Source organism: Streptomyces cupreus, assembly GCF_014257025.1.
Lineage (GTDB): Bacteria > Actinomycetota > Actinomycetes > Streptomycetales > Streptomycetaceae > Streptomyces > Streptomyces cupreus.
The window spans coordinates 1-23514 of sequence record NZ_JACMSF010000089.1 but is presented as its reverse complement, the minus strand read 5'-3'; the positions used below and the strand labels follow the sequence as shown (position 1 = coordinate 23514).

General features: G+C 70.8%; 25 protein-coding genes. 12 read left to right on the top strand and 13 right to left on the bottom strand.

The annotated features are described in order from the left end of the window. Window positions 1-114 precede the first annotated feature (114 nt). The 4 genes from H4N64_RS40860 to H4N64_RS40845 all read left to right on the top strand — a co-directional run bounded on the left by H4N64_RS40860 (window position 115) and on the right by H4N64_RS40845 (window position 3769). Window positions 115-951 (top strand): SDR family oxidoreductase, encoded by an 837-nt coding sequence (locus H4N64_RS40860; protein ID WP_186287693.1) that lies wholly within the window; start codon window positions 115-117, stop codon window positions 949-951. 90 nt (window positions 952-1041) lie between these two features. Then, window positions 1042-2127, top strand: a complete 1086-nt coding sequence (locus H4N64_RS40855; protein WP_186287692.1) for an S-(hydroxymethyl)mycothiol dehydrogenase — start codon at window positions 1042-1044, stop codon at window positions 2125-2127. Further along, window positions 2127-2756: an MBL fold metallo-hydrolase gene (locus H4N64_RS40850; protein WP_186287691.1), complete on the top strand. Its 630-nt coding sequence runs from the start codon at window positions 2127-2129 to the stop codon at window positions 2754-2756. The genes H4N64_RS40855 and H4N64_RS40850 overlap by 1 nt, the downstream gene beginning before the upstream one ends. Window positions 2757-2854: 98 nt before the next feature. Beyond that, the gene (locus tag H4N64_RS40845) at window positions 2855-3769 is read left to right on the top strand and encodes an SDR family oxidoreductase (RefSeq protein WP_186287690.1); all 915 of its coding nucleotides are present in this window, start codon (window positions 2855-2857) and stop codon (window positions 3767-3769) included. Here H4N64_RS40845 and H4N64_RS40840 read toward each other — a convergent pair. Beyond that, window positions 3760-4302 carry a hypothetical protein gene (locus tag H4N64_RS40840; protein ID WP_186287689.1) on the bottom strand — a complete coding sequence of 181 codons (543 nt, stop codon included), beginning with the start codon at window positions 4300-4302 and terminating at the stop codon, window positions 3760-3762. The genes H4N64_RS40845 and H4N64_RS40840 overlap by 10 nt on opposite strands. A 51-nt stretch (window positions 4303-4353) precedes the next feature. Between H4N64_RS40840 and H4N64_RS40835 the strand changes: the two genes are divergently transcribed. The 3 genes from H4N64_RS40835 (at window position 4354) to H4N64_RS40825 (ending at window position 6943) form a co-directional block, all read left to right on the top strand. Beyond that, on the top strand, window positions 4354-5136 hold the full coding sequence (locus H4N64_RS40835; protein WP_186287688.1) for an SDR family NAD(P)-dependent oxidoreductase: 783 nt from the start codon (window positions 4354-4356) through the stop codon (window positions 5134-5136). Window positions 5137-5285: 149 nt separating this feature from the next. Next, window positions 5286-6101: a sulfotransferase family protein gene (locus tag H4N64_RS40830; protein WP_186287687.1), complete on the top strand. Its 816-nt coding sequence runs from the start codon at window positions 5286-5288 to the stop codon at window positions 6099-6101. A 143-nt stretch (window positions 6102-6244) separates the two neighbouring features. Next, window positions 6245-6943, top strand: coding sequence for a L,D-transpeptidase family protein (locus H4N64_RS40825; RefSeq protein WP_186287686.1), 699 nt, complete (start codon window positions 6245-6247; stop codon window positions 6941-6943). Window positions 6944-7008: 65 nt separating this feature from the next. Here H4N64_RS40825 and H4N64_RS40820 read toward each other — a convergent pair whose 3' ends face one another. From H4N64_RS40820 to H4N64_RS40810, 3 genes are all read right to left on the bottom strand, one after another. Then, window positions 7009-7428 carry a hypothetical protein gene (locus H4N64_RS40820; RefSeq protein WP_186287685.1) on the bottom strand — a complete coding sequence of 140 codons (420 nt, stop codon included), beginning with the start codon at window positions 7426-7428 and terminating at the stop codon, window positions 7009-7011. A 124-nt stretch (window positions 7429-7552) separates the two neighbouring features. Continuing rightward, a complete protein-coding gene (locus H4N64_RS40815) occupies window positions 7553-8242 on the bottom strand; it encodes a sensor histidine kinase (protein WP_186287684.1) in 690 nt (229 codons plus the stop codon). Then, the gene (locus H4N64_RS40810) at window positions 8239-8484 is read right to left on the bottom strand and encodes a hypothetical protein (protein WP_186287683.1); all 246 of its coding nucleotides are present in this window, start codon (window positions 8482-8484) and stop codon (window positions 8239-8241) included. The genes H4N64_RS40815 and H4N64_RS40810 overlap by 4 nt, the downstream gene beginning before the upstream one ends. Before the next feature lie 199 nt (window positions 8485-8683). Here H4N64_RS40810 and H4N64_RS40805 point away from each other — a divergent pair, with 199 nt between their 5' ends. Further along, the gene (locus H4N64_RS40805) at window positions 8684-11389 is read left to right on the top strand and encodes an AfsR/SARP family transcriptional regulator (RefSeq protein WP_186287682.1); all 2706 of its coding nucleotides are present in this window, start codon (window positions 8684-8686) and stop codon (window positions 11387-11389) included. 5 nt (window positions 11390-11394) lie between these two features. Here H4N64_RS40805 and H4N64_RS40800 read toward each other — a convergent pair whose 3' ends face one another. From H4N64_RS40800 to H4N64_RS40785, 4 genes are read right to left on the bottom strand one after another with little or no spacing between them, the layout of a single operon-like run. Continuing rightward, window positions 11395-12597 carry a Gfo/Idh/MocA family protein gene (locus H4N64_RS40800; RefSeq protein WP_186287681.1) on the bottom strand — a complete coding sequence of 401 codons (1203 nt, stop codon included), beginning with the start codon at window positions 12595-12597 and terminating at the stop codon, window positions 11395-11397. Between the two features lie 14 nt (window positions 12598-12611). After that, window positions 12612-13955, bottom strand: coding sequence for an ABC transporter substrate-binding protein (locus H4N64_RS40795; RefSeq protein WP_186287680.1), 1344 nt, complete (start codon window positions 13953-13955; stop codon window positions 12612-12614). Between the two features lie 10 nt (window positions 13956-13965). After that, entirely contained in the window at window positions 13966-14889 is a 924-nt protein-coding gene (locus H4N64_RS40790) for a carbohydrate ABC transporter permease (RefSeq protein ID WP_186287679.1), read from the bottom strand. 18 nt (window positions 14890-14907) lie between these two features. After that, entirely contained in the window at window positions 14908-15873 is a 966-nt protein-coding gene (locus tag H4N64_RS40785; protein ID WP_186287678.1) for a carbohydrate ABC transporter permease, read from the bottom strand. A 172-nt stretch (window positions 15874-16045) separates the two neighbouring features. Between H4N64_RS40785 and H4N64_RS40780 the strand changes: the two genes are divergently transcribed. Then, window positions 16046-17206 carry an ROK family transcriptional regulator gene (locus tag H4N64_RS40780; protein WP_186287677.1) on the top strand — a complete coding sequence of 387 codons (1161 nt, stop codon included), beginning with the start codon at window positions 16046-16048 and terminating at the stop codon, window positions 17204-17206. A 111-nt stretch (window positions 17207-17317) separates the two neighbouring features. Then, window positions 17318-17503, top strand: a complete 186-nt coding sequence (locus H4N64_RS40775) for a hypothetical protein (RefSeq protein ID WP_186287676.1) — start codon at window positions 17318-17320, stop codon at window positions 17501-17503. Window positions 17504-17631: 128 nt separating this feature from the next. Here H4N64_RS40775 and H4N64_RS40770 read toward each other — a convergent pair whose 3' ends face one another. From H4N64_RS40770 to H4N64_RS40760, 3 genes are all read right to left on the bottom strand, one after another. Then, window positions 17632-19017: a S1 family peptidase gene (locus H4N64_RS40770; protein WP_186287675.1), complete on the bottom strand. Its 1386-nt coding sequence runs from the start codon at window positions 19015-19017 to the stop codon at window positions 17632-17634. A 97-nt stretch (window positions 19018-19114) separates the two neighbouring features. After that, a complete protein-coding gene (locus H4N64_RS40765; RefSeq protein ID WP_186287674.1) occupies window positions 19115-19936 on the bottom strand; it encodes an SAM-dependent methyltransferase in 822 nt (273 codons plus the stop codon). A 46-nt stretch (window positions 19937-19982) separates the two neighbouring features. Beyond that, on the bottom strand, window positions 19983-21005 hold the full coding sequence (locus tag H4N64_RS40760) for a hypothetical protein (protein WP_186287673.1): 1023 nt from the start codon (window positions 21003-21005) through the stop codon (window positions 19983-19985). A gap of 77 nt (window positions 21006-21082) precedes the next feature. Between H4N64_RS40760 and H4N64_RS40755 the strand changes: the two genes are divergently transcribed. After that, a complete protein-coding gene (locus H4N64_RS40755) occupies window positions 21083-21469 on the top strand; it encodes a PPOX class F420-dependent oxidoreductase (protein WP_186287672.1) in 387 nt (128 codons plus the stop codon). Between the two features lie 54 nt (window positions 21470-21523). Here the strand turns inward: H4N64_RS40755 and H4N64_RS40750 are convergent, their stop codons facing one another. After that, entirely contained in the window at window positions 21524-21943 is a 420-nt protein-coding gene (locus tag H4N64_RS40750) for a zinc ribbon domain-containing protein (RefSeq protein WP_186287695.1), read from the bottom strand. A gap of 137 nt (window positions 21944-22080) precedes the next feature. Continuing rightward, window positions 22081-22755 carry a TetR family transcriptional regulator gene (locus H4N64_RS40745; protein WP_186287694.1) on the bottom strand — a complete coding sequence of 225 codons (675 nt, stop codon included), beginning with the start codon at window positions 22753-22755 and terminating at the stop codon, window positions 22081-22083. Between the two features lie 174 nt (window positions 22756-22929). Between H4N64_RS40745 and H4N64_RS40740 the strand changes: the two genes are divergently transcribed. Continuing rightward, window positions 22930-23514: DUF6629 family protein (locus H4N64_RS40740; protein WP_186287671.1), on the top strand; the 585-nt coding region annotated here is incomplete at its 3' end.

The window sequence follows — 23514 nt, the reverse complement described above, 5'->3', positions numbered from 1 at the left end:
CGCCGGACAGGCCCTGGCCGGTCAGCCCGGCAGCCGCGCTGAGCGTGTCATCCCGGGGCAACCGCACACACGTCTGATACGGATCGATGGCCACTTCGCCAGCAAGGAGAACCCATGGCCCCCACCTACGCCGTCACCGGTGCCTCCGGCCGCCTGGGCGGACGTATCGCTCGCCGCCTCGCCGCCGCCGGCATCCCGCAGACCCTCCTGGTCCGCACCCCGGCCCGCGCCCCCGAACTGCCCCGCGCCACCGCCCTACCCGGCGCCTACGCCGACCACGACGCCGTCGTCCGGGCCCTGCGCCCCACCGACCGCGTCCTGATGGTCTCCGCCTCCGAGACCCCCGACCGGGTCCAGCAGCACCGCACCTTCATCGACGCCGCCGCCGAGGCCGGGGTCGCGCATCTGGTGTACATCTCCTTCTACGGCGCGGCCCCCGACGCGACCTTCACCCTGGCCCGCGACCACTGGCACACCGAACAGCACCTGCGCGCCAGCGGTGTGCCCTTCACCTTCCTGCGGGACAACCTGTACGCCGACTTCATGCCCGCCCTGGTCGGTGAGGACGGCGTCATCCGCGGTCCCGCGGGCGCCGGGCGAGCCGCCCTGGTCGCCCAGGACGACATCGCCGACGCGGCGGTGGCGGTGCTGCGCGACCCGGGCGCGCATACCGGACGTACCTACGAACTGACCGGCCCCGAGGCGCTCGGCCTGATCGACGTGGCGGCCACGATCGCCGCCGTCACCGGGCGCCCCGTCTCGTACGTCCCGGAGTCGGTCGAGGAGGCCTACGCCTCCCGCAAGGGCTACGGCGCTCCCGACTGGCAGCTCGACGCCTGGGTCTCCACCTACACGGCGATCGCCGACGGCTCCCTGGCCGGGGTGACCAGCGCGATCGAGGACCTGACCGGTCACCCCGCCACGTCGCTGGAGCAAGTGCTGCGGGCCTGAGCTGCTTTTCGGACGTTGCGTGCCGTTTCCGATCAGTCACGCGTAGGGTCGAGAGGACGGACACCGGCCTACGGAAGAGGGGTCAGCACCATGGCACAGCAGGTACGCGGCGTGGTCGCACCGGGCAAGGACGAACCGGTCCGGGTGGAGACGATCGTCGTGCCCGACCCGGGGCCGGGCGAGGCCGTCGTACAGATCCAGGCCTGCGGTGTCTGCCACACCGATCTGCACTACAAACAGGGCGGAATCTCCGACGAGTTCCCCTTCCTGCTCGGCCACGAGGCGGCGGGAGTGGTCGAGTCGGTCGGCGACGGCGTCACCGACGTCGCGCCCGGTGACTTCGTCGTCCTCAACTGGCGTGCGGTGTGCGGACGTTGCCGGGCCTGTCTGCGTGGGCGGCCCTGGTACTGCTTCGACACCCACAATGCCGAACAGCGCATGACCCTGACCGACGGCACCGAACTCTCCCCGGCTCTCGGCATCGGCGCCTTCGCCGAGAAGACGCTGGTCGCGGCCGGACAGTGCACCAAGGTGAACCCGGCGGTGTCCGCGCAGGTCGCGGGGTTGCTGGGGTGCGGGGTGATGGCCGGGATCGGTGCCGCGATCAACACCGGGAACGTGGGCCGCGGTGACACGGTCGCGGTCATCGGCTGCGGAGGTGTCGGGGACGCGGCCATCGCCGGGGCGAATCTGGCGGGTGCGGCGAAGATCATCGCCGTGGACATCGACGACCGTAAGCTCGACAAGGCCCGCACCATGGGCGCCACCCACACCGTCAACTCGCGCGAGGCCGACCCGGTCGAGACGATCCGTGAACTCACCGGCGGCTTCGGCGCCGACGTCGTCATCGAGGCCGTCGGCCGCCCGGAGACGTACAAACAGGCCTTCTACGCCCGCGACCTGGCCGGAACCGTCGTCCTGGTCGGTGTCCCCACCCCGGAGATGAAGCTCGAACTCCCGCTCCTGGACGTGTTCGGCCGCGGCGGAGCCCTCAAGTCCTCCTGGTACGGCGACTGTCTGCCCTCCCGTGACTTCCCGATGCTGATCGATCTGCACCTTCAGGGACGCCTGGACCTGGAGGCGTTCGTGACGGAGACCATCGAACTCACCGATGTGGAGAAGGCATTCGAGCGGATGCACGAAGGTGACGTGCTGCGTTCGGTGGTGGTGCTGTGATGGCCCCGCGCATCGAACGCCTTGTCACCTCGGGGCAGTTCAGCCTCGACGGCGGTACGTGGGACGTCGACAACAACGTCTGGCTCGTCGGGGACGACCAGGAGGTCGTCGTGATCGACGCCGCCCATGACGCCGACGCCATCGCCGAGGCCGTCGGCGACCGCCGGCTGACCGCCATCGTGTGCACCCATGCCCACAACGACCACATCGACGCCGCTCCCGCCCTCGCCGACCGCACCGGCGCCACCATCTGGCTGCACCCCGACGACCTGCCGCTGTGGAAGCAGACCCACCCCGACCGCGACCCGGACGCCCACCTGCTGGACGGGCAGGTCATCGAGGCCGCAGGCGCCGACCTCAGGGTCCTGCACACCCCCGGGCACGCGCCCGGCGCGGTCTGCCTCCACGACCCTGGACTCGGCACCGTCTTCACCGGTGACACCCTCTTCAAGGGCGGCCCCGGCGCCACCGGCCGTTCCTACTCCCACTTTCCGACGATCATCGACTCGATCCGTAACCGTCTGCTCACGCTGCCGCCCGAGACGAAGGTCCTCACCGGGCACGGCGACGGGACGACGATCGGCGCCGAGGCCCCGCACCTCCAGGAGTGGATCGCCCGGGGCCACTGAGACGCATACGGCCGCGTGACCCGCCGTAAAAGGAGACAGAAGATGTCCGGCTTACCGGGGACCGTGGAACCACCACACCGTCACACGGAAGGCCGGACATGTCACAGCCACTCAAGGGCAAGGTCGCACTCGTCGCCGGGGCGAGCCGGGGCGCCGGGCGCGGGATCGCCGTGGAGCTCGGCGCGGCCGGCGCCACCGTCTACGTCACCGGACGCACCACCCGCGAGCAACGCTCCGAGTACGACCGCCCGGAGACCATCGAGGACACCGCCGACCTGGTCACCGAGGCCGGCGGCCACGGCGTCGCCGTACCCACCGACCACCTCGACCCAGGCCAGGTCCGCGCCCTCGTCGACCGCATCGCCGACGAACAGGGCCGCCTGGACGTCCTCGTCAACGACGTCTGGGGCGGCGAGAAGCTCTTCGGCTGGGACATCCCCGTCTGGGAACACGACCTCGACAAGGGCCTACGACTGCTCCGGCTCGCCGTCGAGACCCACGCCATCACCAGCCACCACGCGCTGCCCCTAGTGCTGCGCCACCCCGGCGGCCTGGTCGTCGAGATGACCGACGGCACCGCCGACTACAACCGCGACCACTACCGCAACTCCTTCTTCTACGACCTCGCCAAATCCTCCGTCCTGCGCATGGCCTTCTCCCTCGGCCATGAACTCGGCCCGCGCGGCGCGACCGCCCTCGCACTCACCCCCGGCTGGCTGCGCTCGGAGATGATGCTCGACGCCTTCGGGGTCCGCGAGGACAACTGGCGCGACGCCCTCACCCACGTCCCGCACTTCGCCATCTCGGAGACCCCGCGCTACGTCGGCCGCGCCGTCGCCGCCCTCGCAGCCGACCCCGACGTGGCCCGCTTCAACGGCGCGTCCCTCTCCAGCGGCTCCCTGGCCCAGGAGTACGGCTTCACGGACCTCGACGGCAGCCGCCCCGACGCCTGGCGCTACATGGTCGAGGTCCAGGACGCGGGCAAACCGGCCGACACGACCGGCTACCGCTGAGGAGGCACCGGTTCCGTCACCGGGAGCCGCCAGCGCGCCGAGTGGCCGGGAGGCAGGCCCAGATCCTCCCGGACCGCCGTGTAGTAGCCCTCACGCCCGGCGCGCTGCCGCGCCAACAGCGCCTGCCAGGACTCCGGATCCCGCTGGCCCTCACGCACGTACCGCTCCATCACCGTCACCACCCATGCCCGTGCCTGGTCCACCACTTCGACGCTGCCCAGCATCAGCAGCGCCTCGCCCGAGGGATCCCGTCCGTCGTTCGCCTCGGCCAGCAGCGGCTTGGCCTCGTCGAGGGGAAGCGGGTCGGGGTGCGTGCCACAGCCCAGCGCGGCGGCGACCCGGTACGTCACCGTGACGGTCTTCTTCACCGACCGCGCGTAGTCGGAGTACACCGCGAGCCGCCGCTCCTCCCACCGCGCCGCCTCCTCCCGCCGGAAACGGGCCTGATCGCTGCGGACGAGCGCCAGATACGAACCGAGGGCGCCGATCACGACGCCCAGCAGGGCCGGGAGTTGCTGGAGGAACGCATCCATGGGTGCACGGTATCTGCCGAGTTGATCTCGACCGCACTACGGTGGCGGACCATGACGGACACAACGCGCTTCGAGGGGTACGGAGTTCTCGTCACCGGTGCCGCCCGCGGCATCGGCGCGGCCACCGCCCGCCGGTTCGCCGCGGAGGGCGCGCGGGTCCTGGTGACGGACGTGGACGAGGAGGAGGCGGAGAAGACGGCGGCGGCGCTGCGCGAACAGGGCCTGGCGGCGGAGGCGTTCGGCTGCGACGTAGGAGACCGTACGTCGGTGGAGTCGGCCGTGGCCCGAGCCGTGGCCGCCTTCGGCTCACTCGACGTACTGGTCAACAACGCCTACGGCTGCACCCCGGATACGCCGCTCTTCGAGGACGAACCCGACGACGTCTGGGCCCGCGACCTCGACCTCACCCTCACCAGCGCCTACCGCTGCTGCCGCGCCGCCCTGCCGCACCTGGTGACCTCCGGCCGCGGCGCGATCGTCACCATCGGCTCCGTCAACGGCATCCAGGGCATCGGCAACCACGCCTACAGCGCAGCGAAGGCGGGCCTGGGCTCCTTGACCCGAACCCTCGCCGGCCACGCGGCACCCCGAGGAGTCCGCGTCAACCTGGTGGCCCCGGGCACGGTACGCACCACGGCGTGGGCGGGCCGCGAGGACCAACTCGAAGCGTTCCGCCAGGTGTACCCCCTGGGCCGGGTCGGCGAACCGGAGGACATCGCCGCCGCGGTGGCCTTTCTGGCCTCCCTTGACGCGTCGTGGATCACGGGTACGACGCTGGTGGTGGACGGAGGGCTGACGGCGATCAACTCGGCGTTCCGGCTCACCATTTCGTAGCCTCTGTCAAACGTACACGTCAGGCTCGTTGGGGGAGGAGCACGTGGGACTCGTGCCGCGCCCATGGCCACACCGGGGCTGCCCGCGTATGGTCGAGCATTCAACGGGAGGGTCAGGTTCCGCACGCCGGTGGTCAGGGAGGCGCGGCGATGGTCTTGGGCGGTCCGGGGGTACGGCGCGTGGCCCGGGGCGTGCGTCGGCGCGTACGAAGACTTGCCGAGCCTCCGGTACCGCAGTCCGCCGGGCGCCTCGTACCGGATCCGGTGTTCGTCCTCTCCTCCGTCCGGTCCGGCTCCACGCTGCTTCGGGTCCTGCTCAACAGCCACCCGCAGATCCGCGCCCCGCACGAGATGCATCTGCGCACCCTGTCCGTCGGCCTCACCAAGCCGTACACCAAGAAGGCGATGACCGAACTCGGCCTGGATCAGCGGGAGTTGGAGTACCTGCTGTGGGACCGCATCCTGCACCGCGAGCTCGTGCTCAGCGGCAGGCGGATCATCGTGGACAAGACTCCCGGCAACGCGGCCGTCTGGGAACGGCTGCACGAGGGGTGGCCGAAGGCCCGGTACATCTTCTTGCTCCGGCACCCGGCGTCCATGGTCACCTCCCTGATCAACGGACGCCCGGACCGCGAACTGGAGGCGACCGTACGCGAGGTGCTCGGCTACGTCGAAGCGGTGGAGGCGGCCCGAAACGCCCTGCCCGGTCTCACGGTCCGCTACGAGGACCTGACGGAACGGCCCGAAGAAGTCACCCAGGAGATCTGCCGATTCCTCGGCGTGCCATGGACACCGAGAATGCTGAACTACCGGAAGGTCGACCACGGGCCGTTCGTGCCGTACATCGGTGACTGGAGCGAGAACATCAAATCCGGGAAGATCCAGCAGGCACGGGCCCTGCCGGAACCGAAGGACGTGCCCACGGCACTGCGCGAGATCACGCGAGCCTGGGGGTATCCGGGCTGAGGGCAGCGCCCTGCGGATGCGGCCCCGAACAGAGCCCGAAGTTCACCATTTCGTCACAGCACGGGCACGCCTACAACTTCCCCCCGCGCACGCCGGTCTAGCACGCAGAAGACCACGGCACCACGCAACGGAAGGGCCCGGTAATGGGGGACATACGCAGACGGCGAGCCGTCGCGCTCGGCATCACCGCAGGACTGGTCGCACCGCTCACCCTCGCGCTGGGTACCGCGCCCGCGCAGGCCGCGAGCTGCACCACGCAGACCGGGCCGTACCAGAAGCAGGTGGAGAAGTTCCTCGGGCTGCCGGTCGACGGCAAGCAGTCCAGTTCCGACTGCAAGGCCATCCAGGCCTTCCAGACCAAGCACGGGATCACGCCGAACGCCGGCTACGCGGGCCCCGTCACCTGGGGCGTGATGGACCTCATGAACAAGCAGAAGGCCGTGGGCAACAAGCCCAACAAGGACGGCAAGTGCCCGGTCAACAAGGGCCGTATCGCCTGTGTGAACCTCACCCTCCAGCTGAGCTGGATCCAGGACGGCGAGAAGCTCGTCTACGGCCCGGTCCCGGTGCGCACGGGCCGTAACGGCTACGAGACCCGCACCGGCCTGAAGAAGATCTACTGGCGCAACATCGACCACGTCTCGTCGATCTACAACGTGCCGATGCCCTACGCCCAGTTCTTCGACGGCGGCCAGGCCTTCCACTCGGTCGGGCTCAGCATGTGGAACCCGCCCGGCTCCCACGGCTGCGTCAACATGACCAAGACCACCGCCAAGAAGTACTGGTCGCTGCTGAAGAAGGGCGACGACGTCTTCGTGTACGGCCGCAAGCCGGGCACCTGAGTCAACGCCCGCATCCCGCCCTGCCGTTGTGGCGGGACGGGACGCGGACTCCCCCGGGACAGTGGTCAGAGCAGCACGTTGACGGTGCCGACGTTCACATAGCCCCCGAGCGGCGCGGGGGCTCCGGCCGGGTTGCGGTAGGTCAGCTGGACGAGCAGCGAGTACGTGCGCCCGGCCTGGAGGCTGTTCAGGACGATGTCACGCTGGTAGTCGCCGCCGCCGTTCAGCGGGATGGACGCGGGCGACTGCGGCTCGCCGAAGTCGTCCGGGCCGCCGATCTCGTCGACCTTGACCTGGACGTTCCAGGTGCCGGAGATGAGCGGAACCAGGAAGCCGGTGAGGTTCCAGTCGATCCGTACGGTGACCGGGGTGCCCTTGTCGACGACGTCGGCCGGGTTGCCGCCGGGGTCCAGGACGATGGCGCTGATACGGCCGTCGAGGGCCGTCGTCGGAACGGGAAGCGACTGGAAGGTGCCAGAGGCCATGGGATGACTCCTTTGTCGGAACTGGCCGGTGGTGGACGCCTCCCACGGTGCGGCGCCCGGCGCGGACGGAGCAGAGGCACGGGTCCCGACCCGGGCGGGCCGTGGTCCGGGGCGGACCGGGCGGTCAGGCCGGGAGGGTCCGTGCCAGCGGGAGCCGGACGCGCAGTTCGGTGCCGCTGCCGGGGGCGGTACGGATGGAGAACCGCCCGCCGATCGCCTCGGTGCGGTGCCGGATGGAGGTCAGACCGACGCCGGGGGTGACGCGGGGGATTCCGCGGCCGTCGTCGGCGATGGTGATCAGCAGGGAACGGCGCCGACCCGCGAGGGTGACCCTGGCGTGCCGGGCGCCCGCGTGCCGTACGACATTGGTCATGGCCTCCGTGACGATCCGGTACGCGGCCGCTTCCAGGGGCGGGGGCAGCTCCGGCAGCGACGAGATCACGATCTCGACGGCCGTCGCGGGTGGCACGGACCGGGCGTGATGGTGCAGTGCTTCGACCAGACCGTGGGAGTCGAGCGCGGCCGGAGGAAGCGCGTCGAGGAGTCGGCGCACCTCCGTCGTCGCGTGGGACACCTCGGTGCGGATGCGGTCCAGCAGCGCCCGTTCGGTGTCGAGACCGCTGTCGTCGAGCAGATCCGACAGGGCCCGCGCGCACAGCCCGATGCCGGACAGCAAAGGGCCGAGCCCGTCGTGGAGTTCGTGGCGGAGCCGGGTGCGTTCGGCGTCGACGGCTTGTTTGACGCGCTGCTCCTCGGTCGATGTACGGCGCCGGAGCGCTGCGCGTACTTTCTCCTTGCCGCGGGTCGGCTTCATACGGGCCGGCGTGGATAGGCGGTGCGTACCTGGCTCAGCGCCCACCGCATCCGCGGCACCGCGATCTCGGGGCGTTCGCCGTGGGCCCGGGCGAGCGTGCCCGCGCAGCCGAGGCTGCCGCCGTGGCGGCGGATCGCCTGCCGGATCGCCGAGGCGATCTCGGTGCGCGTCGGCTCCGAGCCGGTCACCAGGTCGCTGCTGAACAGCGCCTCGGCCCGGGCCGCGGTCAGGAGGTCGGTCATGGGTTCTCCCCGGTTCTCGGGGGGCGGGCGGTTGAAGGTCCTCGCCCCGGTCCGGGCACCATCCTGTGAGCCCGGGTTGCAGCCCCCGCTGCAGGAGCCGCTGCACCCCGAAGTGGGCGGTGCCGGTGCCGGTTCGGCGCTAGCTTGGACAGCAGGCGAGAGAGCAGTCGCCGTCCTGGTCGCCGAGGTGGGGCCCGTGATGACTGGGCGAGAGCCGTTCACCGGTCTGCGGTTCCAGTTGCTCGGACCGCTGCGCGCCTGGCGTGGCGAGGCCGAGCTGGATCTGGGACAGACACAGCAGCGCGTGGTGCTCGCCGTGCTGCTCCTGCACGCCGGCCGGCCGGTGAGCCGGGATCAACTCGTGGACGCCGTATGGGGAAACGCCGTACCGGCACGGGCGGCCAATCTGGTGCAGCGGCATGTCTCCGGGCTGCGCCGGGTGCTGGAGCCCGATCGTCCGCCGCGGACCCCGTCGGGGCTGCTCACCTGGACGGAGGCCGGCTATCTGCTGACCCTGGGACCGGGGCAGTCGGACGTCCTCGGGTTCGACCGGCTGATCGACCGTGCACACGCGGCGCGCGCCCGAGGTGACCTGGCCGCGACCGCCCAGTGCCTGCACGGTGCCCTGCGCCTGTGGCGTGGCCGGCTCTGTGAGGGCCTGACGAGCCCGCTGCTCGACGTGGAGCGCGACCGGCTCGCCGAGCGGCGCCTGAGTGTGCTGGAGGAGCGCATCGAGGTCGACCTGGCGCTCGGCGACGACTTCGACCTGGTCGGCGAGGTGCGGCAGCTCACCGTCGAACACCCGCTGCGGGAGGGCCTGCACGGTCTGCTCATGCTCGCCCTGCACCGCTCCGGCCGGCAGGCCGAGGCACTGGCCGCCTACCATCGGGCCCGCCGTCTGCTCCGCGACGAACTCGGCATCGAGCCGGGGCACCGGCTGCGGCGCCTGCACGCGAGGATCCTGGCCGCCGATCCGGACCTCGACGCCCGTCCGAGCGGGCGCGGGCGTGACGGCCTCGGGGTGCCGGACGGCCCGGCGGGCAGGGGGGAGCGGGACTATCTCGGGATGTCGGACGGCCCGGCGGGCGCGGGGGAGCCGGACCATCTCGGTACGTCGGACGGCCCGGCGGGCAGGGGGGAGCCGGACCATCTCGGTACGTCGGACGGCCCGGCGGGCAGGGGGGAGCGGGGCTACCTCGGGATGTCGGACGGCCCGGCGGGCGCGCGGGAGCCGGACCATCTCGGTACGTCGGACGGCCCGTCGGGCCACCGAAGGGCGCCGGACAGCCCGCCGGACCAGCTCGCGGTTCGCATCACCGGCCCGCCCACCCTCGTCGTACCCGCCCAACTCCCGCACCCCGTCGCCGGTTTCGTCGGCCGGGAAGAGGCGCTCGCCCTGCTCGACTCCCTTCTGCCGGACAAAGCGACGGGCGGCGACGGCGGTACGGCCGTGATCACCGCGATCGGCGGCACGGCGGGCGTCGGCAAGACCACCCTCGCCGTGCACTGGGCCCACCGGGTCCGCGACCGGTTCCCCGACGGTCAGCTCTACGTCAACCTCCGCGGTTTCGACCCGGGCGGTCCCGCCGTCCGTCCGGCCGAGGCGATCCGCGGCTTCCTGGATGCCCTGGGCGTCCCGACCCGCCGCATCCCGGTCGACCCGGACGGCCAGATCGGCCTCTACCGCAGCCTGTCGGCGAACCGGCGCATGCTCGTCGTGCTCGACAACGCCCAGGACACCGATCAGGTCCGCCCGCTGCTGCCCGGCTCACCGCACTGCTTCACCGTCATCACCAGCCGTAATGTGCTCACCGGCCTGGTGATCACCGACGGGGCGCAGCCGGTCGGCCTGGGCCTGATGTCCCGGGCCGAGGCGGCGGATGTCCTGGGCCGCCGTATTGGCGGGCAGCGCCTCACCAGCGACCCCGACGCGCTGGAGGACATCATCGCCTCCTGCGCGCGCCTCCCGCTGGCCCTGGCCATCGTGGGCGCGCACGCCGCCACCCACCCGCAACTGCCCCTAGCCTCACTGGCGAAGGAGCTGCACGCGGCGGGCAGCGCGCTGGACCTGCTCGACGGCGGCGACGCGGCCACCGACGTCCGCAAGGTGTTCTCCTGGTCCTACCGGAGGCTGACCGCACCCGCCGCCCGGCTGTTCCGGCTGCTCGGACTGCACCCGGGCCCGGACGCCGACACGGCCGCGGTCGCCGGACTGGCCGGGCTGACCGTGTCCCAAGTCCGGGCACCGCTCGCCGAACTGACGGCAAGCCACCTGCTGTCCCCGCACTCCACCGACCGTTACGCCTGCCACGACCTGCTGCGCGCCTACGCCGCCGAACTCGCCCAGGTCCATGACCAACCCGCCGACCGGCTGGCCGCGGCGCGCCGCATGCTCGACCACTACCTGCACAGCGCCTACCGGGCCAGCCTGACCCTGAGCCCGCACCGCGACGACCCCATCACCCTCACCCCACCGCGACCACCCGTCACCACGGAGGACTTCGAAGGGCACGACGAGGCGCTCGCCTGGTTCCTGCGCGAACACGCAGTGCTGCTGTCGGTGCAACGCCAGGCGGTGGACCTTCAATTCGACGCCCACGCCTGGCAGTTGGCCTGGGCACTACAGCCCTACTTCGACCGCGCCGGACACTGGCACGACTCCGCCGCCGCGCACGAGAGGGCACTGAAGGCCGCCCGGCGCGAAGGGAGCACGCACGGACAGGCGGTGGTTCACGGCTGCCTGGCCTATGCGTACATGCGGCTCAGCCGCTATGAGGACGTCGCCACCCACATGCGGCAGGCACTCCATCTGTACGAGGCGCTCGGCGACCTCCTCGGTCAGGCCCACACGCCGGATGACAGGCTCGGTGCCACGGGGGTGGGACCCTCCGCGGCACCGGCCTGACCGCCTCACGCCTGCGGCGCGTCCCCGAAGTCCGGGATCTCAAGCCTTGCCCCGCCCTGCCGCGCCGACTCGTGCGCGATGATGCCCGGCAGGGTGTAGCGGGCCGCCACCCAGGCGTTCACGGACGGCAGGGTGCGGGTGTTGACCGCGGTCACGAAGTCGTCCACCAGGAAGTGGTGGCTGCCCTCATGGCCGTTGGGGAGGTCGTCCAGCGACCGCGGCAGGCGCGAGCGGTCGTGCACCGGGGCCGAGCCCGAGGTGAAGGCGGCCCGGAGTTCCGGAGCGATGTGCTGGAGTGACGGGTCGTCAGGGGACATGGTGGGCTTGGGCTCCAGCAGTTCGCTGATGTCCTTCACGCCGTTCTTGTCCTGCCAGAACGCGACCGTGGCGAGCTGCTCCATGCTCGCCTCCGTCCCGAAGAAGCGGAACCGCGACTCCCGTATGTGGGACGGATATCCGACCCGCCGGAACTCGTTGGTACGGAACGATCCGCCGCCCGCGACCTCGAACAGCGCGGTCGCGTTGGAGACGTCGTTGCCGAACTGGCTGACGCTCTTGTCGAAGACGCCGTCGCCCCGCTCGTCGACCACCCCGATCGCCGACACGCTCACCGCGTGCGTCTGCCAGGCGCCCAGCACCCCGCCCACCGCGTGCGTCGGGTACAGCAGCGGGGGATAGGACGCGGTGGCCTTCCAGTTCTCGCCGCCGCTGTACTGGTACGCCTCGTAGAACCCCAGATCCATGTCGTGGACGTAGTCGCCCTCGGCATAGAAGATCCGTCCGAAGGCGCCTTCGGCGATCTGGTTGCGGGCGTGGACCGTCGCCGGGTTGTACTGGCTGGTCTCGCCCATCATGTAGGTCAGTCCGGTCGCCTTGACCGCCTCGATGATCGCGGCGATCTCCTCCGTGGTGATCGCCATGGGGACGGCGGAGTAGACGTGCTTGCCGGCGTTCAGGCCCTGGAGCACGAGCGGGCCGTGTGTCCAGCGCTGGGTGAAGATCGCGACCGCGTCGATCTGCTGCGACTCCAGCATCGCTTGGTACGAGGGGAACGTGCCCGACAGCCCTTCGACGGCCGCCAGTTGCTCGGCCCGCTCCGGCAGCAGGTCGGTGACGTAGACGTCGCTGACGCCGGGGTGGGCCAGGAACAGTTTGGCGAAGCTGCCGGAGAACTGCCCGGCGCCGACGATGCCGAGGGAGAACGTCATGGAGTGAGTGCCTTTCACTGGCCGAGGACGAAATTGATCTGGTCGTTGGTCTTGGTCAGCCCGCTCACCGGGGCGCCGTTGGCGTAGACGTCCTGCATCGCGGGGCGCATCAGGGCGTACACGTCCGCCGCGTAGTCGGTGATCGGGAAGGAGAAAGTGGTGGAGTCCTGCTGGTCGGTGACCGGTTCGGTGAACGCGGACACATCGATGCCCTTCTTCTCGTACGCGGCCACGGCGGCCTGCGTACCGTCGGGGGTCGCGGGGAAGACGATGCCGTAACCGCCCACCGTCTTCTGGCACTCGTTCGAGGCCAGGTACTGGACCCACTTCTTCGCGCCGGCCTTGTTGTCGGCGTTCTTGGTGATGGAGTCGGCGAGGCCGTTCATCATCGTGGCGCGCTTGCCGGTCGGTCCGGTGGGGGTGACGGCGGTGCCGACGTCGAGGCCCTTGGTGCCGTAGTACGTCGAGATCATCCAGGCGCCGTCGAAGGAGGTCGCCGCCTTGCCGGAGGCGACCTGGGCGTTGGCCGGGTTGGCGCCGTCGGTGTAGTCGGTGAAGGGTGCGAGGTAGCCCTTCTCGGCCAGGCCGAAGTACCAGTCGATGACGGACTGGAAGGTCTTGCTGCCGTACTGGTACTCGGTGCCCCAGCGGGCCTTGTCGGTGTAGTGCCAGCCCGCCGAGGCGGCGAACGGGCTCCAGGTGGTCTGTCCGTCGCTGTCGCCGGCGCCGCCGGTGGCGAGGCCGTAGACCTTGACGTTGTTCTTGTCGAAGCCCTCCTCGTCGCCGCGCTTGCCGTTCTTGTCGACGGTGAGGCGGGCGATGGCCTTCTCGAAGGTGCCGCCGTCCTCGGGGTTCCAGGAGAGGGTGCCCAGCTGCTCGGCGGTGAGGCCGGCCTCCTTGGTCATCTTCTTGTTGTAGAAGAGGGCGACGGTGTCCCAGTCCTTGGGGGCGCCGTAGCGATGGCCGTCCTGGCCCCTCCAGTTGGCGGCCAGGCCCTCCTGGTAGGCGGAGTCGTCGATGCCCAGGTCGTCGAGCGGTTCGAGGACGTTGAGGTCGGCGAACTGGCCGAACTTCTGGATGTGGTCGGTGAAGACGTCCGGTTCGGTGCCCGCGATGAAGCTCGCGGTGAGCTTGGTCCAGTAGTCGGCCCAGCCCATCTGGGTGATCTTCACCTTCAGGCCCGGGTTCTGCTGCTCGAAGGCCTTCGCGCAGGCCTGGTAGGCGGGCAGCTGGTTGGCGTCCCACAGCCAGTACGTCACCGTGTTGCCGCCCGCTCCGGCGGACCCGCCCTGCGCGCATCCGGACACCAGGGACAACGCCAGCGCTCCCATCAGCGCCGCTGCGGTACGAATTCGCATGCCAGTCCCCTTACTTGATGCCCGTGAAGCTGATGGTGCCGACGATGCGGCGCGCGAAGAACCCGAAGAGCAGCAGCATCGGGAGTGCGGCGATGAGCGTGGCCGCCATCAGGCCGGACCAGTCGTAGCCGGTCTGCGGGGTCTGCGCCCGGAAGATCGCCAGTGCCACGGTGAGCACGCGTGAGCTGTCGCTGTAGGACACCATCAGCGGCCAGAAGTAGTCGTTCCAGGCGGTGATGTACGTCAGCACGCCCAGCGTGAGGATCGGGGTGGACGCCATCGGCAGCATGACCCGGAAGAAGATCCGGATCTTGCCGGCCCCGTCGAGCAGGGCCGCCTCCTCGACCTCGCGGGGCACGTTCATGAAGAACTGGCGCAGGAAGAACACCGCGAACGGGGTCATGAACATCGTCGGCAGCGCGATGCCCAACAGGTTGTCGACCAGGCCGAGTTCCTTGATGAGCACGAAGTTCGGCAGCAGCGTGAAGATGGTCGGCACCATCAGCCCGGCGAGGAACAGCGCGAACACCTTGTCCCGGCCGCGCCAGCGCAGCCGTGCGAAGGCGTACGCGGCCATCGCGGAGAAGAAGATCTGGCAGACGGTGATCAGAGTGGACACGATGACCGAATTGATCAGATAGCGCCAGAACTTCAGCCCGCCGCCCGAGCCGCCCTGGGCGATGGCCTCCTCGGTGGACTGCAGGCCGAGCGCTCGCTCGAAACCGCCGGTGGTCAGATCGACCGGCAGCGGATCGCTGGGGTGGGCGGCGAGCGCGGTGTTGGAGGAGAGCGCGGTGCGCAGGATCCAGTAGAACGGCAGCAGGGTGATCAGTACGATCGCGGCCATCGCCGCCCAGGCCACGACCCGTCCCGGGGAGAGCCTGCGGCGCCGGGTGGGCCGTACCTTCGTCGTGGTCGCCGTCACGGCGGTCATGTCGGTCGCTCCCTTCCGTCAGCCGAGGTCGGACTGGCCGGCCCGGGTGAGCCGGTACTGGAGGAATGTGATCGCGCTCAGCACGACGAGCAGGGCCACGGACATCGCGGAGGCGTAGCCGAACTGGAAACGGCCAAAGGCGGCGCCGTAGATGTAGTACTGGAGCACATTGGTGGCGTTGGCGGGTCCGCCCGCGGTCGTCACGGCGACCGTGTCGAACACCTGGAAGGAACCGATCACCGTCATGATCAGTACGACCGCGAGGACCGGCCTGAGCAGCGGCATGGTGATCCGCCAGAACATCCGCCATTCGCTCGCGCCGTCCACCTTGGCCGCCTCGTACATGTCGTTCGGGATCGCCTGGAGCCCCGCGAACAGCAGCAGCGCGGTGTAGCCGACATGGCGCCACACATTGATCAGGGCGATCGTCGGGATCGCCCAGGTCTCGTCGGCGAGGAAGGGGATCCGGTCGGCGCCGACCGCGGCGATGATCTCGTTGCCGATGCCCAGCTGGGTGTCGAGCATCCACAGCCAGACGATGCCGGCGACGACGTTGGACATCAGATACGGCGTCAGCACGATCCCGCGCAGCACCGCCGACTGCGTCAGCCGCTGGAGCAGTACGGCGATGGCGAGCGCCGCGACCGTCTGGACACCGATGTTGATGACCACGTACTCGACGGTGACCGTCAACGAGTCCCAGAAGATGGGGTCGTTGACCATCCGGACGTAGTTGTCCAGGCCCACCCACTCGGCGGGCGTGAGCAGGTTGAAGCGGGTGAAGCTCAGATAGATGCCCCGCAGTGTGGGCCAGAGCAGGAAGACCACGAAGCCCAGCAGGGCCGGCGCCAGGAAGACGGCGGCGAGCCGCCCGTCACCCCCCGCCTCCCGGGCTTTCGCCCGGTCCGTTTTCGGCCTGGTCCGTGCCCCCTCGGCGCCGCCCAAGGGGAGGCGCGACGGTGGGCTGCTGGAGGCGATGGTCATCGGGAGACTCCCTCATCCGCGGCGGCTCGTCCTCGGGCACTTACTTTTGAGGCGAAAGAATCGACCCGTCAAGAGGCGTGCATACATCTTTTCCGGGCCGCTCCTCCGGTCGTACAGTGACCTTGTTGTTTCCGTATCGAAAAAATGTCGAAAAAATGAGAGGCTGAACGTCATGACCGCAGCCGTCGCCGACTGGCTTCCGCTGAGCGCGGGGGAGCGCTCGGTGGCTATCGAGGTGCTCGTCGGCGGACCGCTGTCGCGCACCGAGCTCGCCCGGCGCCTGAACCTCTCACCCGGCAGCCTCACCCGGCTCACCAAGCCCCTGATCGAGTCCGGCCTGCTCGTGGAGGTCCCCGAGGCGGGCGCCCCGGCCGAGGTCCGCCAGGGCCGCCCCTCCCAGCCCCTCGACGTTGTCGCCGAGTCACGCTCCTTCGTCGGCTACAAGATCACCGCGGACATGGTCTACGGCGTGGTCACCACCCTCCGGAGCGACATCGTCGCCCGCCTCGACCGCCCGCTGACCACGCACGACCCCGCCGGGGTCGCCGATCTGCTGGCGGAGATGACCGCCGAACTCGCCCGCGACTTCCCCCGGCTCGCCGGCATCGGCATCGGCGTCGGCGGCCTCGTCCAGGACCGCACCGTCGTCGCCGAGTCCCCGTTCCTGAACTGGCGCGACATCCCGCTGGCCGCGCTCGTCGAGGAGCGCACCGACCTGCCCGTCGTGGTCGAGAACGACGTCGCCGCGCTCACCGAGGCCGAGACCTGGTTCGGCTCGGGACGTGGTCTGGACCGGTTCGTCGTGCTCACCATCGGTGCCGGGCTCGGCTACTCACTGGTCCTCGGCGGCCGGCGGGTGCCCTGCGACGAGGAGGACCGCGGCTTCGGCCGGCACTGGATCATCGACCCCCACGGTCCACTCACCCCGGACGGCGCCCGCGGCAGCGCCGTGTCGATGCTCACCATCCCCAACATCCGCTACCAGGTGCAGGCCGGCACCGGCCGGGACTGGACGTACGAGGAGATCCTCAGGCTCGCCGCCGCCGGGGACCCGCTGCCCGCCCGGGTCATCGACGAGGCCGCCCGCGCCCTCGGCATCCTCGTCGCCCAGATCGCCAACTTCGCCATGCCGCAGCGGATCCTGCTGGCCGGCGAGGGAGTCGGCCTGATGGACGTGGCCGGGGACAAAGTGACACAGACCATGTGTGACCATCGGCACCCGCTGGCCGCCCCCGTCGACCTGGAGACCCGGATGTCCGACTTCCACGACTGGGCGCGCGGCGCCGCCGTCCTCGCCATCCAGGTGCTGGTCCTGGGCGCGGCCGAAGCCTGAACGGGGGTGCGGGTCTTGACGTATGGCCGTGATCAGGACGTGATCAGCAACACGGTCCGTTATGTCCGTATTGGCCATGCTTACTCACGTCGCCTTCACTTCCATGGCCGTATGCTTCACAGCATGTCCACCAGTGTTGAACCCGTTTCCGATCGATCGGCTGACGAGGTCAACGAGGAGATCCGGGCCCTGTGGCGCCGGGCGGGCGGGACACTGAGCGTCGAGGAGCGCGAGGAGTACCAGCGACTCGTCATGGAGTGGGCCGCAGCGGCCCCGCAGCCGGTCAACGCGGCCTGACGCTCCCCGACGACCGCCGAGCCTCGAAGACCCCCGTGGGCACCCCGACTTGACGGGTGCCCCTTTTACTTCCCCTCTTGCTTCCCCTCCGAAAATGACGGCGCCGCATCAGCGCGGGCGCCGCCCTCTCACCCCCAAGTCGCCGAGTAGTACCGCTGATACGCCTTGCGGTCCTGCTCCGCCCGGATGAACCGCGTCGCCACCAGCGCGACCAGCGACCCCGCGACAATCAGCAGCCCCGGCCCGACGTTCCGCGGATCGGCCAGCCGGGACAGCAACTGCGACCCCTCGACCCCGCCGCCGACCGGCGCCGACGACCCCGGCGTGGCCGCCCCCGGCGCGATCGCGCTCTGCGTGGCCGACGCCGACGGCTCGGGCGAGGGCGCCGCACCCTGCTGCCCCGCCGCGCCCTGCGGCGCCGCCGTGATCAACTGCACGCCCACCTCGGCCATCGCCTTCGTCACCGGCTGGAAGAACGTCGTACCGCCCGAAGCGCAGTCCCCGCTGCCGCCCGAGGTCAGACCCAGCGCGATGCCCTCCGAGAACATCGGCCCACCGCTGTCCCCGGGTTCCGCGCACACATTCGTCTCGATCAGCCCGGTCACCGTGCCCTCGGGATAGTTCACCGTCGCGTTCAGCGCGGTCACCGTGCCGTCGCGCAGCCCGCTGGTGCTGCCGCTGCGGAACACCCGCTGCCCGACCGACGGATCACCCGCCCCGGTGATCCGCACCCCCTGCCCGTCACCGATGGCCACCACGTCGGCGCCGTCCCCCGCATCCCCGCTCGCGTACCGCACCAGCGAGAAGTCACCGCCGGGAAAGCTCTGCCGGACCGTGCTGCCCACCTGCTCCCGGCCCCGGGTGTCGGTGAACCAGACCGAGCCGTTCGGCCCGCAGTGCCCGGCCGTGAGGATGAAGTCCCGCTGCCCGTCGGTCACATTGAAGCCCGCCGAGCAGCGCCCGGCGGTCGACAGGATGGGCAGCGCGCCGTTCAGCCGGGTGGTGAAGGTGCCCTCGGTGCGCTCCATGCGGACGAAGGTGCCGATACCGTCGGCGACATGCGTCAGCTTCGACCAGTCGTCCGAGGAGACGGTGCTGTCGCCCCGTACCACCACCTCGTTGGACCGGTAGTCCATCGCCCAGGCCGTGCCGGGCACCCGGGGCGCCGAACCCAGCGTGGAGGTCGCCGACTTGAGCTCGTTCATGCTGTGCGACACCATCTTCGGTCGGCCGCCCGCCCGGCGCACCTCGTCGGCGGCCTCCTCGTCGGTCACCGCGACCACCGGCCGCCCGTCGGCACCGAGCCAACTGCCCGCCGTACGGGACGTGCCGAGCCGCTCGACCAGACCGGCGCCCGTGTCCACGGCCGACTTGACCGTCGCGCCCGGCGCGGCGGACGGGTCGGGCGGCTCGCTTGCCACGGCGCGTGTCACCATCGCCGAGCCCAGCAGCAGCCCGCCGACGGCCGCCAGCCGTGTCACTCGCCGGACGATCCGTCGTCGTGCGTGCCTCATACCTGGCTCCCGAACCCGAGCAGCGCGGTTCACAACACCGCGGGGCACTCCCGTAGTTGAGTGCCCTCACTCCATACGCGGCCCGGGGCGGGTGCGTTCACTTCTTACGGCCGACACCGCCGTACAGCGCCACTTCCGCCGGCTCGGTGCCCTCCGGGCGCCAGCGCGAGCAGGACACCACGCCCGGCTCCAGGAGTTCGAGCCCGTCGAAGAAGCGGGCGACGGCCTCGGGGGAGCGCTGGGTCAGCCGGGGCGTGCCGGTCTCGTTCCAGAACCGCACCGCCCGGTCCACGTCCGCCAGCTCCGGGCCGGTCACCGTGTGCGACAGGACCAGATGGCTGCCCGGCGGCAGCGCGTCCAGCAGCCGCCGCACGATGCCGTACGGGTCCTCGTCGTCGCCGAGGAAGATGACCACCGAGAGCAGCAGCAGGCCGACCGGGCGGCTGAAGTCCAGGGTGGTGGCGGCGCGTTCGAGGATCGTCTCGGGGTTACGCAGGTCCTCGTCGAGATGGTCGGTGCGGCCCTCGGGGGTGCTGGTGAGCAGGGCGCGGGCGTGGACGAGCACCAGCGGGTCGTTGTCGACGTAGACGATCCGGGCGTCCGGGGCCAGGCGCTGGGCGACCTCGTGGGTGTTGTCCGCGGTGGGCAGCCCGGTGCCTATGTCGAGGAACTGACGGATTCCGGCCTCGACGACGAGGTGGCGCACCGCGCGGCCCAGGAAGTCGCGGTCGGCGCGGGCGTAGTCGCCGATGGCCGGATGCAGTTCCCGGATCCGGTCACCGGCGACGCGGTCCACCTCGTAGTAGTCCCCGCCGCCCAGCCAGTAGTTCCAGATCCGGGCCGTATGTGGCTGGAGGGTGTTGATGCGGGCGCGCAGCGACGCTGCTGCGGCGTCGGCGGCCGGCGGGTTCTCCCTCACGGGACGGCTCCTGCGATGGCTGGATCGGCATGTGTCAACCGGTAATCTAGACGGCCGAGTTGATGTTTGCCGAGGGTGCTGCACAACCCGCCGCGCCGGGTCCGAGCAGCGCCCAGCTGTCCTCGTCGCCCCACACCGACGCCGGATCCACGTACGGGCGCAGAAGTGCTGTCAGTACGGGGTCGGCGCCGCCGTTGAGCTCATCGGAGGCGATCTTGCGGGCGATCCCGGCGAGGAAGTCGGCGAGCTGCACCCGCGGGTCCTCCCGCGCGGCCACCAGATGCACCCCGGCCAGACGGATACCCGACCCGCGGGCCCGCTCCTCGATCCAGGCGATCCGTTCCGGCGTCAGCATGTTCTGCCGGTCGTGCACGAGCCGTACGGCCGCCCCGCCCGCGCTCCAGTACGCGGCGGTGGCGACGACGGCGGGCAGCAGGGGGTTGAGCACCGGAATCAAGGTCGGCAGCCCTGCCCGGTAGGCGTCCGCGCGGGACCGGGCCGCCGCGAGCCGCCCCAGCGTCCGGCCCGCCTCACCCCGGGCGGCCACCGGCCGTAGCGCGCCGATGGTACGGAAGAAGCTGTCGACCGGCGCCTCGGGCTCGCCGTCGTTGCGCGCCCGCAGCAACTGGTTGGCCGCCTGGAGGAACGCCCGCCAGCGCTCCTCGCCGAAGAGGTCCCGTCCCCGGCGGAACAGGGGCAGCGCCGGTGCGGCGTCGCCGAGCAGCAGATCCACCGCCCGGTCCACCACGAAGTACGCCTTCTCCGTCAGATGCACCTGGGCGGTGCCGTGGATCGGCCCGGAGGGGGCGAGCAGCCATTCCAGGACCGCCCGGTGCTTCTCCCTGAGCAGGTGGTTCGCCTTGTACTCGGAGGCGGGGGAGCGGATCCGGTCCCGGATCTCCTGCACGTACGCGGCGGCCATCGGCACCGGCAGCCGCACACTGGCGTGCGCGAACACGTCCGTGTTGCCGCCGGTGAGGTTCTCCCCGTCCGAGCCGGACTCGTCGCAGCACACCTCGACCAGCCGGCCGTTCGCCGCCGGTAGCCGATCCCCGCCGTCTCCTTGCACCGCGCAGCCCCCAGTCGTGTGCCCAGATCCAGCATCCCCCACGAAGGGCCCGCAAAGCTCCTGCCTAAACTGCCGCCATGGACGACACGCCGCTGGAGCGGCTCGGCACCGGCCAGTACCTGCTGATCACCAGCTACCGCAAGAACGGCACCCCGGTCCCCACGCCGGTGTGGGTGGTGCGCGACGGTGACGCCCTCGGCGTGTGGACCGTCGCCGACTCCTGGAAGGTCAAGCGCATCCGGGCCCGCCCCGATGTCCTGGTCGGCCCCTGCGACCTGCGCGGCAGGCCCACCGGCGACCAGATCCCGGCCACCGCGGAGATCACCGACCGGGAGACCGGCGCCCGCTACCGCAAGCTGATCGCCCGCAAGTACGGCATCGTCGGCCGCCTCTCCCTGCTCGGCAGCCGGATCCGCCGGGGCACGGACGGCACGGTCGGCCTCCGCGTGACGCTCACGCCGTAGGTCTGCGCGGACGGCTCAGCGTCGACGAGGGCCTACCGCTGCCCTGAGCGACCCTCAGGTCCAGGCGCGGTAGGGCTCGTCGACCAGCTGGAAGACGGGCTCGCCCCGGACCGGGTCCTTGGCCTGCGACAGCCGGACCCGGTCCCCGCTGTGGATGCCGATCAGCGGGCCCATGACCCGGCCGCGCACCACGAACCCCTCGGCCATCTCGATCAGCGACACATTGCGCGCGGCCGGGCTGTTGCGGTGCACCACCGTGGAGTGGCGCACCGTGCCGGTGCCCGCGCTGCGCTCGGTGCGCAGATCGCTGCCCTGGCAGACCGGACACAGCAGCCGGTGGTACATCGCGGTGCCGCACCAGGTGCAGCGCTGGAAGAGCATGGCGTCCGAGTCCTGGGCCGCACCGGTGGCCTCCAGCACGCCGACCGCGGAGCCGGCTGTCGGACGAGCAACGCTTCCTGAGTGGTGGTACACGCTGGTCAACTCCCTGCGCTCGGCCGGAAATCCCACGCGCGCGGGACGGCCGCGCACGCACGTGCCCGGTCGCTGTGCCACCGTGCACACAGTCAGCGTATGGCACTCAGTGCCATGAGTAAAGGCACTGCGTACCCTCAATCTGTGGTGCGTCCGAGGGTGGTCTCGATCTCCTGGACGACCCGCCACAGGGGCGCACCCCGGCGCGACACCACGACCACCACGTCGTCGGGCTGCTCGTCGGCCCGGCGCGGGGGAGCGGCGCCGAACGCGGACTGCACATAGCCGAGCGCGTGATCGACGGTGGCGCTCGCGTCGCCGCGGCCGTCCGAGCGCAGCCAGGAGCGCAGCGCGTTGTTGTGCGCCGCCACCACCGCGGCCGCGATCACATCGGCCTGGAGCGTGCCCTCGCGCCGGGCGGCGAAGCGCGCCCGCAGATACTCCGCCAGCGCCCGCTCGTAGCGCCACACCACCGACAACTCGTAGGCCCGCAGCCCCGGCACCTGCTTGGTCAGGCGGTAGCGCTGCACGGAGAAGGTGGGGTTCTCCGCGTACATGCGCAGCACCACCCGGGCCGCGTCGCACACCCGTCCCACCGGCTCCGCGTCCGGCTCACTGGCGGCGAGGAAGGCCGTCATATCGGCCAGGCACCGCTCGTGGTCCGGGAAGACCACGTCCTCCTTGGACGGGAAGTACCGGAAGAACGACCGCCGCCCCACCCCGGCCAGCGCCACGATGTCGTCCACGGTGGTCTGCTCGTACCCCCGCTCCAGGAACAGCTGGAAGGCCGCCGCGACCAGCGCCTCCCGCATCGGCGGCTTCGCGGGTGCGGCCTCCGCCTTCTCGCCTGCGCTCATGGTCGGGAACGTAGCACCTGACCACCCCTGATGGCACTCAGTGCAGTAATTTCGGGGAACTGAGTGCACTGAACATGGCCAGGGGAAGAATGGGAGTTCCTGTCAGTCCGAGCCTCGGGGGAGCGAGCGATGTGCTGGAGCGCGGAGGCCGATCTGGTGGCGGGCGTCGGCATAGCCGCCGTCGGCGTGGCCTGTGTCGCGCGGGCCCGCCGCGTCCGTGATCTGCCGCTGGCCGCACTGCCGTTGCTGCTGGGCGCCCACCAACTGGTCGAGGCGGCGGTCTGGGCGGGCGACGGGGGGACGGGCCCGGCCACCGTCCTCTGGGCGGTCATCGCCCTCCCCTTGCTACCGCTCTGGGTACCGACGGGCGTCCTCGCCGCCGCGCCCCCGCGGGCCAGCCCCCGACTGCTGGCGCCCCTGGCCGCCGGGATCGCCACCGCTGCCGTACTCTCCCACGCCCTCGCCACGCGCCCGGTCCGAGCCGAGATCCGCGGCCACACCGTCGGCTACGTCCTGGACCTGTCGCACGCGGAGCTGCTGATCGCCGGCTACCTGCTCGCCACCGTCGGCTCACTCCTGCTCTCCGGCGACCGCGCTCTGGTGGGCCTCGGCGTGCTGGCGGCCGTGGGCGCGCTGATCTGCGCGGCGCTGTGGCGAATGGAGTTCGTGTCGACCTGGTGCGCGTTCGCGGCCGTGTGCTCGGTGGTGTTGTTC